This is a genomic window from Shimia biformata (assembly GCF_016888515.1).
Classification (GTDB): Bacteria; Pseudomonadota; Alphaproteobacteria; order Rhodobacterales; family Rhodobacteraceae; genus Shimia_A; species Shimia_A biformata.
Genome location: NZ_JAFEJK010000001.1, coordinates 267,239 through 281,731, shown reverse-complemented (window position 1 = coordinate 281,731; position 14,493 = coordinate 267,239). Strand labels below are relative to the sequence as shown.

At 61.0% G+C, this 14,493-nt stretch carries 5 protein-coding genes; all 5 read left to right on the top strand.

The genetic code is table 11. The features are described 5' to 3' along the window. Nucleotides 1-34: 34 nt before the first annotated feature. The 5 genes from JQ863_RS01255 (at nucleotide 35) to JQ863_RS01235 (ending at nucleotide 14,483) form a co-directional block, all read left to right on the top strand. On the top strand, nucleotides 35-883 hold the full coding sequence (locus tag JQ863_RS01255; protein WP_204112519.1) for a glycosyltransferase family 2 protein: 849 nt from the start codon (nucleotides 35-37) through the stop codon (nucleotides 881-883). Continuing rightward, nucleotides 880-2,262 (top strand): oligosaccharide flippase family protein, encoded by a 1,383-nt coding sequence (locus JQ863_RS01250; RefSeq protein WP_239113188.1) that lies wholly within the window; start codon nucleotides 880-882, stop codon nucleotides 2,260-2,262. The genes JQ863_RS01255 and JQ863_RS01250 overlap by 4 nt, the downstream gene beginning before the upstream one ends. 100 nt (nucleotides 2,263-2,362) lie before the next feature. Next, nucleotides 2,363-8,797, top strand: a complete 6,435-nt coding sequence (locus tag JQ863_RS01245) for a type I polyketide synthase (RefSeq protein WP_204112518.1) — start codon at nucleotides 2,363-2,365, stop codon at nucleotides 8,795-8,797. Next, a complete protein-coding gene (locus tag JQ863_RS01240; RefSeq protein WP_204112517.1) occupies nucleotides 8,794-9,825 on the top strand; it encodes a glycosyltransferase family 2 protein in 1,032 nt (343 codons plus the stop codon). The genes JQ863_RS01245 and JQ863_RS01240 overlap by 4 nt, the downstream gene beginning before the upstream one ends. After that, nucleotides 9,822-14,483 (top strand): MupA/Atu3671 family FMN-dependent luciferase-like monooxygenase, encoded by a 4,662-nt coding sequence (locus JQ863_RS01235; protein ID WP_204112516.1) that lies wholly within the window; start codon nucleotides 9,822-9,824, stop codon nucleotides 14,481-14,483. The genes JQ863_RS01240 and JQ863_RS01235 overlap by 4 nt, the downstream gene beginning before the upstream one ends. Nucleotides 14,484-14,493: the final 10 nt, after the last annotated feature.

The window sequence follows — 14,493 nt, the reverse complement described above, 5'->3', positions numbered from 1 at the left end:
GGCGAAAAGCGATGGTGCATGGTGGTACTTGAGCATGAGCAGTCGGACGGACCCTACGGTGATCAGCATCATCATTCCTGCCCATAACGAAGCGGCCTTGATCGGGCGTTGCCTGCGGGCGGTATTTGCGTCCCCTGCGCTGAGCGGTGCCGAGGTGATCGTCGTGGCAAACGGATGCCTCGATGACACAGCGGATCGCGCGCGGGCTTTGGTCAATGACGCGACTGCGTCGGGCTGGGATCTGACGGTTCTAGAACTGCCGGAAGGTGGCAAGCCCGGGGCGCTCAATGCCGGCGACCGCGCGGCTCGAAATGGTGCACGGGTCTATCTGGATGCTGATGTCATTGTGTCATCTGGCCTGATGGCAGAATTGGCCGCGACGCTGGCCAGGTCTGAACCGATTTACGCCAGCGGCGTGATGTGCCTTGCCCGCGCGCGCACGGCGGTCAGCCGCGCATATGGCCGCATCTATGGCCGCGTACCGTTCTTGACTCAAGGCGTGCCTGGTGCTGGCCTGTTTGCAGTGAACGCCGCAGGGCGGGCGCGGTGGGGCAGGTTTCCTGACATTATCTCAGACGATACCTTTGTGCGGTTGCTGTTCTCCCCAGCGGAACGGGTCCGTGTGACGGCGCCGTATTCTTGGCCGCTGGTCGAGGGTTTCGGCAACCTTGTCCGCGTGCGGCGGCGTCAGAATGCGGGTGTGGCGCAGATCGCTGCGCTATATCCCGACCTGCTGACGAATGATGACAAATCGGACATGGGTATACGAGAGAAAGCGACACTATTCCTGCGCGATCCGATTGGGTTTGCCGTCTATGCGGCAGTGGCGCTGACCGTGAAGCTTGTGCCCGCGAAGGATAACCATTGGAGCCGCGGCCGATGAGTGTTCCAACACCCCTTCGCATCCGGGCCATGCTGGTCGGCAGTGGTCTGGGCGCGCGAGCTTTGCGAGGGTCCGCACTGACGGTTCTTGGGTATGGTGGCAGTCAGGCGCTGAGGCTGGCGTCGAACCTGATTTTGACCCGGCTACTGTTTCCCGAGGCTTTCGGGGTTATGGCGCTGGTCTGGGTTTTCATGCAGGGGCTGGCCAATTTCTCGGATCTTGGAATCGGCCATTCGATCCTGCAGAACAAGCGCGGTGACGACCCGGATTTCCTTGACACGGCCTGGACCCTGCAAATCCTGCGCGGGGTGGTTCTGTGGCTGGCGACCGTTGCATTGGCGTGGCCCGCAGCCCAGTTCTATGACGCGCCGGAACTGGCTCAGCTTTTGCCCGTGGTCGGCCTGACGCTTTTGATCGCGGGGTTGAATCCGACGCGGTTGGACACGGCGCAAAGGCATCTGGCCTTGGGGCGTGTAACGGTGATCGATCTGGTGTCGCAGACGGTTGGTCTTGTGGCTGGGGTGCTGGTGGCTTGGGTCACCATGTCGATCTGGGCGCTGGTGGTCAGTGCGGTGACGACAAGCGCGATGCAGCTGTTGCTTTACAGCGCCCTTCTGCCCGGACACCGCAACCGCCTGCGCTGGGAGCCGGCGGCAATTCAAGAACTGGTGCGCTTTGGAAAATGGATCTTTCTGTCAACGATCGCCGGGTTCCTTCTGGCGCAGGGCGACAAGATCATCCTTGGCAAATACCTCAGCCTTGGGGCGTTGGGCGTCTATAACATTGGCTATTTCCTGGCCTCATTCCCGTTGCTTTTGGGGTGGATGGTGCTGCGCCGCATCCTGATCCCGGTCTATCGCGAGGCCCCGCCCGCCGACTCTCCGGCGAACTTTGCCAAGTTGCGCAAGCTGCGGATAGTGCTGACGGCGGGAATCCTGACGCTGATTTTTGCGTTTGCGCTTTTGGGGCCGTGGCTGGTCGAGCTGCTTTATGACCCGCGTTATCTGCCGGCTGGCGGCGTCGTTGTGTTGATGTCACTGGCATTGGTGCCGCAGGTCATAATGGCGACCTATGACCACGCGGCGCTGGCGGCGGGCGAGTCGCGACGCTACTTCGTGCTGTCCGTCTGGCGTGCGCTGTTCATGGTGGCCGGGCTTCTGGTCGGAGTGAGCCTTGGTGGATTGCCGGGCGCGCTGGTTGGGCAAGGGGTGGCCATGGTGCTGATCGCGCCCTTCGTGGTGGCACTGGCGCGGCGCTATGGTGCGTGGGATCCGTTGCATGACGCGATATTCTGGAGTGTTTCTTTGATTTTGACGATCCTGATCCTGTCCCGGAACGCCGAGGCTATTGCCGGGCTGAACGCCCTCAATTTGCCCTAAAATCTCCATCACGCGGCAAAAGCATCTGGATAGCTTTGCAACAAAGGTCGCCATGTGAATACATGGCGGCTGTGGCAGGTGTGATTGAGGCAAGTGGCGGATGACCGCGAATGACCAGACCGTTTCCTGGGGTGATGGGGATATCGCAATTGTCGGTATGGCCGCGCATCTACCTGGGGCTGGTGGGCTGGACGCCTATTGGCACAATCTGAAAAACGGCATCGAGTCGATCCGCCAATTGGACAGGGCCGCGCTGGAGGCGGCGGGCGAAAGCCCGGCACGCATGCGGCATCGCAACTACGTGCCCGCCGCGGCGGTTCTGGACGACTTTGAGAAATTTGACGCCGAGTTCTTTGGTCTCAGCCCCAAGGAAGCGGCGATCATGGATCCGCAGCACCGCCAGTTCCTGGAGGTCAGCTGGGAGGCGTTCGAAAATGCCGCGCACATGCCCGAGACCTTCGATGGGCCGATCGGCGTTTTCGCAGGCTGCGGCATGGGCAGCTACTTCTATTTCAACATCTGCTCGAACCGGGATCTGGTCGATTCGACGGGTATGTTCCTGTTGCGTCATACCGGGAACGACAAAGATTTCCTGTCCACCCGTCTGTCTCATATCCTTGACCTTAAGGGTCCAAGTCTGGGGATACAGACCGCATGCTCGACCTCGCTGGTGGCGGTGCATTATGCGTCCCAGTCACTGCTGAACGGTGAATGTGACATGGCTTTGGCGGGCGGTGTCACGATCGAGTTGCCGCATGGCCGGGGATATGTGTTCCAAGAGGGTGAAATTCTGTCGCCCGACGGCCACTGCCATGCCTTCGATCACCGCGCACAAGGTACGGTGTTTGGCTCGGGGGCGGGGGTTGTCGTGTTGCGCCGTATGGCTGACGCGGTGGCGGACGGCGATCATATCTGGGCGGTGATCAAGGGATCGTCCGTGAACAATGATGGGTCTGCCAAGGCTGGCTATCTCGCCCCGTCAGTTGACGGGCAGGCGGCGGCGGTGGCCGAGGCGTTGGCACTGGCCGAGGTGACGGCGGATACAATCGACTATGTCGAGTGTCACGGGACAGGCACCTATCTTGGCGATCCGATTGAGGTGGCCGCCTTGACCGAAGCCTTCCGCGAAACCACGCAGGAGACAGGGTTCTGCCGCATCGGGTCGGTCAAGACGAATATCGGCCATCTCGACACGGCGGCGGGGGCGGCGAGCCTGATAAAAACATCTCTATCTCTGCACAATCGGCAGATTCCGCCCTCGTTGGGATATGAGAAACCAAACCCCGCGATCCCGTTTGAAAAAGGTCCATTCCACGTCAATGACAGGCTTTCCGACTGGATCAGCCACAAGGGACCACGCCGCGCCGGCGTGAACTCGCTAGGGGTTGGCGGGACCAACGCGCATGTGGTGTTGGAAGAGGCACCCGAACGCGCGCCGTCTTTGCCATCGGATTTTCCGTTCCAGGTTCTGACGATCTCTGGCCGCACTGCGAAGGCGCTGGACGCCAACACAAAGAACTTGACACAGCACCTACGGGACCATCCCGAACAGCCGCTGGAAGATATCGCCTTCACCCTGATGAATGGGCGGCGGGCATTTGAAAAGCGGCGCATTGTCGTGGCCGAAACACATGCACAAGCGACCAAGGCGCTTGAGGACATGGACCCGCGCCGGGTCTTTACCCATTCGGCGAATGGGATGCCCGAGCCGGTGTTCATGTTCCCCGGAGGCGGGGCGCAATATATTTTCATGGGTCGCGATCTTTACGAGACGGAACCGGTATTCCGTGACTGGATGGACCGCGGTTTTGACTGGCTTGCCGCCAATGGTGCGGGCGATTTAAAAAATTTGTGGTTGGCAGAAGAAACAGACACTATAGCGGCGGAAAAGGCGCTTCAGCAGCCCTCGAAGCAATTGCCCCTGATCCTGTTGGTTGAGGTAGCGCTGGCGAAGCTTTTGATCAGTTGGGGTGTTCAACCCGCCGCGCTGGTTGGTCACTCAATGGGTGAAAATACAGCCGCCTGCCTTGCCGGGGTGATGTCGTTTGAGGATTGCCTGGGTCTGGTCAAGCTGCGCGGCGACCTGTTTGACACGGTTGCGCCGGGCGGCATGTTGTCGGTGCCTCTGTCGCTTGGCGATCTTGAGCCGTATCTGAGCCATGACATTGATATTGCCGGGCTGAATGCACCGACGTTGACCGTGGTCTCTGGGCCGCGATCGGCACTCGACGCGCTGGCGGAGACGCTCTCGGACAACGATGTCGAGTCCCAACGAATCCAGATCGACATAGCGGCCCATTCCGCAATGTTAGAGCCTGTTTTGGACCGTTTCAGGGATTACCTGCGCAGCATTACTCTGTCGCCGCCGCGTCTGCCGATCATCTCGAACCGGACCGGGGCGGAACTGTCGGACCAGGACGCCACCGATCCAGACTATTGGGTTGACCATTTGCGGAACACCGTCCGCTTTGGCGATTGCCTGACCACGCTGGCGCAGGACCCCAACCGCGTCTTTCTGGAAGTCGGTCCCGGAAAGGCGCTGTCGTCCCTGGCGCGGATGAATGGGGCTATCAAACCCGACAGGGTTGTTCCGGCCCTACGCCACCCGGAAGAAGACGTAACCGACGACGCCTTTTTCCTTGAGGTGCTTGGGCGGCTGTGGGCCTGTGGTTTGAATGTGGACTGGGAGCAATACTGGGGCGACACGCCGCGCCAGCGCGTGGTTTTGCCCAGCTATGCTTTCCAGCGAAGCCCGTATTTTATCGAGCCGGGCAAGGTTCAGAATACTGACTATGCTGACCTTGTTCGGCTTGACGACCGGGCCGGTTGGCGTTGGGTTCCGGCGTGGAAACCCCGCCTTGCCGAGTGCGAGATCGACGTCGGCCACGAACTGCACCTTGCCGAACGGCATAGCTGGCTGATCTTCACCGATGAGGGCGGGATCGGGGCCGATATCGCGACCCGACTGCGTGCCGCCGGTCATTCAGTGGTTGAAGTCTCGGCCGGTGATGGGTTCGCGCGCTTGTCTGACGATCGCTATTCCCTTGCACCAGAGCGTGGGCGCGAGGGCTATGACGCGCTTGTCGCCGATCTGATGGCACATGGCCGCGCGCCAGACCGCATCTTGCATATGTGGTTGTTTACCGAGTCTGAGACCTTCCGTCCCGGATCATCCTTTTTCCATCGCAATCAGGAACAGGGGCTGTATTCCCTGTTCTTCCTCGCGCAGGCGATCGAGGATGAGGGCTTGCCGCGCCCGATTCACCTGACGACGCTGACCAGCGGGGCGGTGCGGGTCCGGCAAGAGCCGCTGTTACATCCTGAAAAGGCTACGGCTTTCGGCCCTGTGCAGGTGATCCCACGCGAGCTTTCCGGTGTGACCGTGTCGCTTCTGGATGTCGACCTGCCCGGTCGCAAGACAGATGACCGAGCGCGATTGGTCGATCGTGTTCTGGAAGAAACCCTTTCGCCGCCAAGCAACCTGATCGCTGCATGGCGCGGTGACAAACGGTTCGAACGGCTGCACCGCAAGATACCCGAAACACATTCCGCCGGGGATTTTCCAGTGTGGAAGGATGGCGGCACCTACCTGATCACTGGCGGCTTTGGCGGGATCGGTCAGGCGTTGGCTGAACGAATGATCCGTCAGGCTGGGGCCAAGGTCGTGCTGGTGGCGCGGGGCGGGGTGCTCGCCCGCGATCACTGGGCGCATCACCTTGCCACCCATGGCCCCCTTGACCGCATGTCCCGCCGCATTCGCGCGTTGGAACGGCTTGAGGCACTGGGCGGTCAGGTTCTGTGTGTTGATGCCGATGTTTGCAATCTGGACGAGATGAAGCGTGCGGTTGCCGACGCCCGCGATCGCTTTGGCCCGATCAACGGCGTGATCCATGCTGCCGGGGTGATCGAAGATGCGCCGCTTCTGGCAAAGACCTCGATCGATATCGACGACGTTTTGGCCCCTAAGCTGCACGGGACCGAGGTTCTGGACACGATTTTTCCTGATGGCAGCATCGACTGGATGGCGCTGTTTGCGTCGTCCTCGACCGTGACCGCGCCGGTGGGCCAGGTGGACTACGTTGCCGCCAACGCCTTTTTGAACGCCTATGCCCAGTCCCGTGCCGGCGGCAAAACCAAGGTGGTCGCGGTGAACTGGGGCCTATGGTCGGATGTCGGAATGGCTGCTGATGCGGTGGCATCGCGCACCGCAGAGGCCGCGCCGCCCGAGATGTGCCCGACCAACGCCTCGCTTCTGCAACAGGCGGGGTTCGACGCAAATGGCCACCGAATCTTTGAGACCACGCTGACCAATCGCGACTGGATTATCGACGAACACCGCACCATCGACGGGCAGGCCCTGTTGCCCGGCACCGGATATCTTGAGCTGATCGCCGAGGCGCTGGCCGAACAGCGCGAAACCGGGCCGTTCGAAATCCGCGACTTGTTGTTCCTGCGGCCTTTGCCAGTCGCCGACGGTGGTCGGGCGCATATTCGGATGCGTCTGACGCGGACGGACGAGGGTTATCATGTCGAGGTGATGAGCGCCTGCAAGATTGATGGCCGCGCCGCGTGGCTATCTCATGCCGAAGCGCGAATTCTTCTTGGGCGCCTGCCTGCGTTCCCCGCGCTGGACGTGGAAGGGCTACAAGCGAGCTTGCCGGTGACCAAAAATGCCACCAAAAGCTCGTTGCGTTCGCCGCAAGAAGCGTTCCTGAATTTCGGCCCGCGCTGGCGGGTATTGCAGTCGACCCGGATTGGCGAAGGTGAAGGGTTGGCGCGGCTGGCTTTGGAACCGGAACATAGGAGCGATATTTCGGAAAACGGTTTCCGCCTGCATCCTGCTTTGATGGACCTTGCCACCGGCTGGGCGATGCAGTTGATCCCCGGATACGAGGCTCGGCATCTGTGGGTGCCGCTAAGCTATGGCCGGGTTCGGGTCTATTGCGACCTGCCGTCCGAGATCGTCAGTCACGTGACGCTGACCCATGGTGATGCCTCGTCAGGCGAGGCGGGATTCGACGTCACTCTGGCCACGCCGGATGGCAAGGTCTGTGCCGTCATTCAGAGTTTCTCGATCCGGCGGGTCGACAGCACAACCTCCTTCACCTCTGCCGCCCCGCCACGACCGAACGAGGTGGTATTTGATGACCTTACCCGCAGCGCAGACAGGCCGCTGTCCACTTCGGAGGAGCGGTTGGTCTATAACCTGAGCCAAGGCATCATGGCCTGGGAAGGCGTGGAAGAATTTGAACTGGCGATGGCACTGGGCCTGCCTGAAATCGTAATTTCCTCTCTTGATCTGGAAGCGTTGAAACAACAGGCCGAGGCCGCCGGGTCCGATGACGCCATCAGTGGTCAGGCTTTTGAGCGGCCCGAGCTCGAAAATGACTTCATCGCCCCGCGTAACGACATAGAGCGTACGTTGGCGGGGTTCTGGCAGGAGCTGTTGGGTGTCGAACAGGTTGGGGTCGAGGACAGTTTTTTTGACCTTGGCGGGCATTCCCTGATCGCGGTGCGTCTGTTTGCGATGATCAAGAAGACTTGGCACGCAGACTTTCCGATCTCGGTCCTGTTCGAGGCGCCCACCGTGGCCGGAATTGCCAGGCTGATCGAAGGCCGCGTCGGGCCTCAGGCTGACAGCGGCGGTGGCGCCGCGGTCGAAGAAGCGCCGACGCGCCGCTTTACCCATATCGTGCCGATGCATGACGGCGAAGGCGGTCGCCGCGCACCCTTTTTCCTTGTCGCAGGCATGTTCGGCAACGTGTTGAACCTGCGCCACCTTGCCCACCTGATCGGCGCGGACCGGCCATTCTATGGGCTTCAGGCGCGTGGGCTTTTTGGCGATGCCGCGCCGCATGACGACATTGAACAGGCGGCGCGCGACTATCTGGCCGAGATCAAGACCGTGCAACCCGAAGGCCCCTATTTTATTGGCGGCTTCTCGGGGGGTGGAATCACGGCTTATGAAATTGCCCGACAGTTGGAGGAGGGCGGTGACGAGGTTGCGATTGTCGTCATGCTGGACACGCCTCTTCCGAGGCGCCGCCCACTGACGACCGGCGACCGGATCAAGATCCAACTGCAAGAGTTGAAGCGCGGCGGGATTGCCTATCCGTTCGTCTGGTTCAAGCGGCGTATCGCCTGGGAGAAGACGAAAAGGGCGCAAAAAAAGGTTGGGACCGACACGTCGCATCACTTCCACAATGCCGAGATTGAAGCTGCATTTCTGAATGCCGTAGCTGGCTATCAATTGCGGCCCTGGTCCGGCCCCGTCGCGCTGTTCCGTCCGCCGCTGGTCGGCAAATGGGATCTGGGTCATGGCAGGTTGGTCAATCACGAGCGCTCTTATGTCACCGATGACAACGACTGGGGTGATTGGGTTTCCGAGCTTCAGGTCTTTGAGGTCCCGGGTGACCATGACTCGATGGTGCTGGAACCCAATGTGCGGGTGCTGGCGTCGCGGATGAAATCGGTGATCGAGCAGGCCGCGCAACGCCTGCGCACGCGTGCTGACAGGCGGGAGGCCGCGGAATGACCGCCGATCACACCCTGCTGACCGTCATTCTGAATTATCGCACGCCCGAGATGACCCTGCGCGCGGCCAAGGCTGCGCTGGTCGCGATGCAGGGAATTGAGGGCCGTATTGTCATTGTCGACAATGACAGTGGCGATGGAAGCTTTGAAACGATTCAGGCAGGAATCGAGGCGAATGGCTGGCCGTCCGAGCGCGTCGATTTGGTTGCGTCCGGATACAATGGCGGTTTTGGGGCGGGTAACAATTTCGGCGTTCTCCACGGGATGGCAACCATGCCCGCGCCACCTGATTTCCTGTATTTTCTGAACTCGGATGCCTTTGTCGAACCGAAGGCGATTCAAGTCCTGATTGACCATCTTGTCACCACGCCGGATGCAGGTGTGGCGGGCAGCTTTATCTACGGTTCGGACGGGGTGCCGCACCACTCCGCCTTCCGATTTCCCTCAATCGCCGGAGAGTTTGAGGGCGCGGCGAGGCTGGGTTTTATCAGCCGCGTTCTGTCCAACTATGTGGTGCCACTGCCGATCCCGAATGTCACCACGCGCGTCGACTGGCTGGCTGGGGCCAGCATGATGCTGCGCCGTTCCGTGGTCGAGCAGGTCGGCTTGTTTGACGAGAACTTTTTTCTCTATTTCGAGGAAACCGACCTCTGCCGCCGCGTTGTCAATGCGGGATGGAAGATTGACTACGCACCCGGCAGCCGGGTTGAGCATATCGGTTCGGTTTCGACGGGGATGAAGAGCTGGAAACGGATCCCGGGGTTCTGGCTGGAGGCGCGGCACTATTACTTCCGAAAGAACCACGGTGTCCTATATGGGGCGGCTGCAACGCTGGCGCATGTTGCGGGCGGAGTGATCTGGCGGGTGCGCCGCTGGATCGGCGGCAAACCGAAACGCGATCCTGACTTGTTCCTGACCGATCTTTTGGCCCATTCGCTGCGCGGGATGTTCCGTCGCGTACCTGGCCGCAACATACCCGCGCTGACCGAAGCCACGGCCGCGTCGCCGATCGCAGGAGATCTGCCATGACCATCCTCAAATCCGTTTTGAATGCCTTGTTCATCGGTAACGAGTCCCTGGTGCTGCAATGCGCCGCCGCCTGGCGCGAGGCGGGACATGGGGTTGTCGCCATTGCCACGCATTCGGAAGATATCGCCTGCAATGCGAGGGAACAGGGCTTCGACGTGGTGCCTTCGGACGGCGAAGTGGCGGATCGGATGGCGGGACGGCAGGTCGACTGGCTACTGAGCATCGCAAATCTGGATATGTTGCCCGAGTCGGTTTTGCGGCTGGCGTCCAAGGGGGCGGTCAATTTCCATGACGGCCCTTTGCCGCGTTATGCCGGGTTGAACGCGCCGGTCTGGGCGCGGATCGCGGGCGAGGCGCAGCATGGCATAACGTGGCATCTGATGGACGCGGGCGCCGACCGGGGCGACATCCTTGTCCAACGCACGTTCGATATTGTCGAGAGCGATACGGCCCTGACCCTGAACGCCAAGTGTTACGAAGCCGCGATTGACAGTTTTGGTGATGTGATCACGAGCCTGGAAAATGGTGCTGTGGAGCGGCAACCTCAGGATTTCGCGCGACGCAGCTATTTCGGCAAGGCCAAGCGTCCCACGGCGGCAGCGCGGCTTGATTTTCGGGTGGATGCGAGCGATCTCGTGGCGCTGGTGCGGGCTTTGGATCATGGCGACTATCCCAATCCTCTGGCTCTGCCCAAGGTGGTACTGGGCGGTGCCGTCCACTATGTCGACAGTGCTGAATTGGTCTCTAATCCCGTACAAAATGCCATTCCTGGCACTGTTCTGGCGGCAGAAGAATCGGGTCTGACCGTTGCCTGCGGACGTGGTGCGATCCGGTTGACCTCGATCAGGTCGACGTCTGGCCATGCGATTGCTCCCGCGCAGCTTGCCCGCACCGGTGACATTCTGGCCGTGCCGGACCGGGACCATGCCGAGATGTTGACAAACGTCGCCACGCAGGTCGCGCGATCCGAAGACAAATGGCTGCCGCGGCTGTCGCGTTTTGTCCCCGCCGCGTTGCCGCTGGTCGAAAACCCCAATGAACTGCGTGACACGCGCCGCATCGCCCTGACGCTGCCTGATCACCTGACACCTGCACAGTGCCTCGCGGCGTTGACCATCTGGGCAGACGCGGGTGGAGTGGCCACGGAAAGCGATATTGCGGTCAAACTCGCAGACGCCCCCACTGCCAAAGGCTATGTCAGCGACTGGGTGCCAATGCGGTTGCCGACGATCGCGGGCAGAGCTTGCAGCGATCTTGCCGCTGTACTTCGCGATGACCTTGCCTTCTGCGCCGATTATCCCGGTTTTGCCGCTGATCTGCCTTTGCGAATGCCCGCTGTTCCGGCGCTGACGGTGCCTGATATCGCAATCACCTTTGACGAAAGCGGACAGGCAATCGAGGGCGCTGCGATAACCCTTGTGATGGGCGATGCATTTCGTAGCACCCATTTCGTGATTGACACCTCCCGTTTGTCGGACAGCCATGCCACCCGGCTGGCGCGGCGGTTTGAACATGTGGCACGACAGGTGGCTGCCGATGCCGAACAGCCCACCACCGCGATCAGCGCGCTGACGGACGAAGAGCGCAACGAGGTCCTTTTCGACTGGAACCAGACCGGGTTGGGTTTTGACCCGGATGCGCTGATGCATTTGCAGATCGAGGCGCAGGCCAAAACGCAACCCGACGCGACCGCGCTGGTGTTCGAACACAGGTCTATGACCTATGGCGACCTGGACGCGCGCGCCAACCAAGTAGCGCATGTTCTGGCACAGATGGGGGTGGCTCCGGGTGTGCTGGTCGGGCTGTTCTGCCGCCGCTCGCCCGAACTAGTCGTTGCGGCGCTTGCCATTCTGAAGGCAGGCGGGGCCTATGTGCCGATGGACCCGGCCTATCCCGCCGACCGCCTGGCGCATTTTGCAACTGACAGTGGTGCGGCGGTGATCGTGACGCAGTCTGACCTGGCCGATGCGGTGCCGGATAGCGGTGCGCAGGTGCTTGTGATCGACGGCGACGCCCGCATCGCAGCCGCACCAGACAACCGGGTGGATGGTGGCGCGACGGGTGGCGATCTGGCCTATCTGATCTATACCTCCGGGTCGACCGGGCTGCCCAAGGGCGTCATGGTCGAACACCGTAACGTTGCTAATTTCTTTACCGGGATGGATGGGCGCATCCCGCACCATCCGGCGGGGACATGGTTCGCGGTTACATCGCTGAGTTTCGATATTTCGGTGCTGGAACTGTTCTATTCGCTGGCGCGGGGGTTCAAGCTGGTCCTCAGCGGCGATGAAAACCGTACTCAGATTTCGGACGGCCGGGTGCCAACCGGAGAGACGGGGATGGAGTTCAGTCTCTATTACTGGGGAAATGACGATGGCAAGGGGCGTGACAAGTATCGCACGCTTTTGGAAGGGGCACAGTTTGCCGACCAGAACGGGTTCTGTGCTGTCTGGACGCCCGAGCGCCATTTCCACGCCTTTGGCGGGCCTTATCCCAACCCTTCTGTGACCGGGGCGGCGGTGGCTGGCGTCACGCGCAACATCGGTGTCAGGGCGGGATCCTGCGTCGCGCCGCTGCACCACACCGCCCGCATCGCCGAGGAATGGGCGGTGATCGACAACCTGACCAATGGCCGGGCCGGACTTGCCATCGCGTCGGGTTGGCAGCCGGACGATTTTGTCTTGCGGCCCGAGAACACACCGCCAAAGAACCGCGAGGTGATGTTCGAACAGATGCAGGAACTGCGCGCGCTGTGGCGCGGTGACACGGTCGAATACCCGCGCAAGGACGGCAAGATGCACGGCGTCGTGACTCAGCCGCGACCGGTGTCGGACGACTTGCCGCTGTGGGTGACGACGGCCGGGAACCCCGAAACCTGGAAGGATGCCGGACGGCACGGTGCGCATGTGCTGACCCATCTCCTGGGTCAGAGCATCGACGAGGTGGGTGAAAAAATCCGTCTCTATCACGCCGCATTGCGCGAAAATGGCTATGACCCGGATGATTTCACCGTGACGCTGATGTTGCATACATTCGTGGCGGATGATCGCGAAAAGGCGCGCGAGATCGCGCGTGAACCGATGAAGGACTACCTGCGTTCAGCTGCCGGCCTGATCAAGCAATATGCCTGGGCCTTCCCCGCCTTCAAACGGCCCGAGGGGGCGAAGAATGCCTTTGACCTCGATCTTGGCATCCTCAGCGAGGAAGAGCTGGAGAGCATCCTGGATTTTGCCTTCCTGCGCTATTTCGAGGAATCGGGCCTGTTCGGTACGGTCGAGGATTGCGTCGACCGGGTGGAACGCGTGAAGCGGATCGGGGTGACCGAGGTCGCTTGCCTGATCGATTATGGCATCGAGGCCGACGTGGTTCTTGAAGGGTTGAAGCCCTTGGCTGAGGTGGTGAAGCGTTGTAACGCGGGTGGTGCGCTGGCCGATAGCGACGTGTCTATTGCAGCCCAGATCCTACGCCACAAGGTCACTCATCTGCAATGCACACCATCTATGGCGCGGATGCTTGCCATGAACGATGAGGCGAGGTTTGCGCTGGGTCAGGTCAAGCATTTGATGATTGGGGGAGAGGCTCTGTCGGGCACGCAGGTTGCCGAACTTTCGACGATCACGCGGGCAGAGATCGAGAACATGTATGGCCCGACCGAAACGACAATCTGGTCCACGACAGGCAAGGCAACCATGGCCGATGGCATCGTGCCCATCGGCGCGCCAATTGCCAACACGCAGGTCTATGTCGTCGATGATGCGTTGTTGCCGGTTCCTGTTGGCGCGCCCGGAGAGCTTTTGATCGGCGGTGCAGGGGTCACACGCGGCTATTGGCGGCGCGAAGAACTGACGGACGAACGTTTCATTGAGAACCCGTTTGGCGAGGGGCGTCTCTATCGCACTGGTGACCTTGTGCGCTGGCGGCCGGATGGGACATTGGATTTCCTTGGCCGTGCAGACCATCAGGTCAAGTTACGCGGCTATCGTATCGAACTGGGCGAGGTCGAGGTCGCGCTTGAGGCATGCCCTGGAGTCGAACAGGCGGTGGTTCTGGCGCGCGAGGACGAGCCAGGCGATGTTCGGTTGGTTGGCTATGTCCGGGGACCGGTGGAGGAAGGCCGATTGCGCAGCGTTTTGGCGCATAGTTTGCCGGAATTCATGGTGCCGTCGCGGATCGTGAATGTCGAAACCTTTCCTTTGACACCGAACAAGAAGGTCGACCGCAAGGCTCTGCCTGCGCCGGGCAAACCGGTGCGTAAGGCGGCGATACCAGAGACTGTTTGGGCGAAATCCGTGGCAACCATTGAAATGCCCACCGATACCGCGAAAGCCATCGCCGAGATCTGGAAGGCGGTTCTGGCCATCGAGCATGTCGCCCTGTCGGACAGTTTCTTTGATCTTGGCGGTCACAGCCTGCTGGCGGTTCAGGCGCATCGCGAAATTCGGGCGAAACGAAATGTCGACGCGCTGTCGATTACCGATATCTTCCGTTTCCCGGTATTGGCTGATCTTGCAAAGCGAGTGGATGCGCTGATTGGCGACACTCCCACGCGGGCGCAGGAAATGCCAACGCCTGCCGAGCGCGGCGAACGGGCTGTTGAGCGGCAGGATATCATCAGCAAGCGGCGGGAAATGCGATTGCGTCGCCGCCGTTCGGCGTGACCCCGGACCA

Excerpts from the sequence above, each read along its gene's own strand:
- JQ863_RS01255 (WP_204112519.1), top strand. The coding sequence starts at position 35 with ATGAGCAGTCGGACGGACCCTACGGTGATCAGCATCATCATTCCTGCC.
- JQ863_RS01250 (WP_239113188.1), top strand. The coding sequence starts at position 880 with ATGAGTGTTCCAACACCCCTTCGCATCCGGGCCATGCTGGTCGGCAGT.
- JQ863_RS01245 (WP_204112518.1), top strand. The coding sequence starts at position 2,363 with ATGACCGCGAATGACCAGACCGTTTCCTGGGGTGATGGGGATATCGCA.
- JQ863_RS01240 (WP_204112517.1), top strand. The coding sequence starts at position 8,794 with ATGACCGCCGATCACACCCTGCTGACCGTCATTCTGAATTATCGCACG.
- JQ863_RS01235 (WP_204112516.1), top strand. The coding sequence starts at position 9,822 with ATGACCATCCTCAAATCCGTTTTGAATGCCTTGTTCATCGGTAACGAG.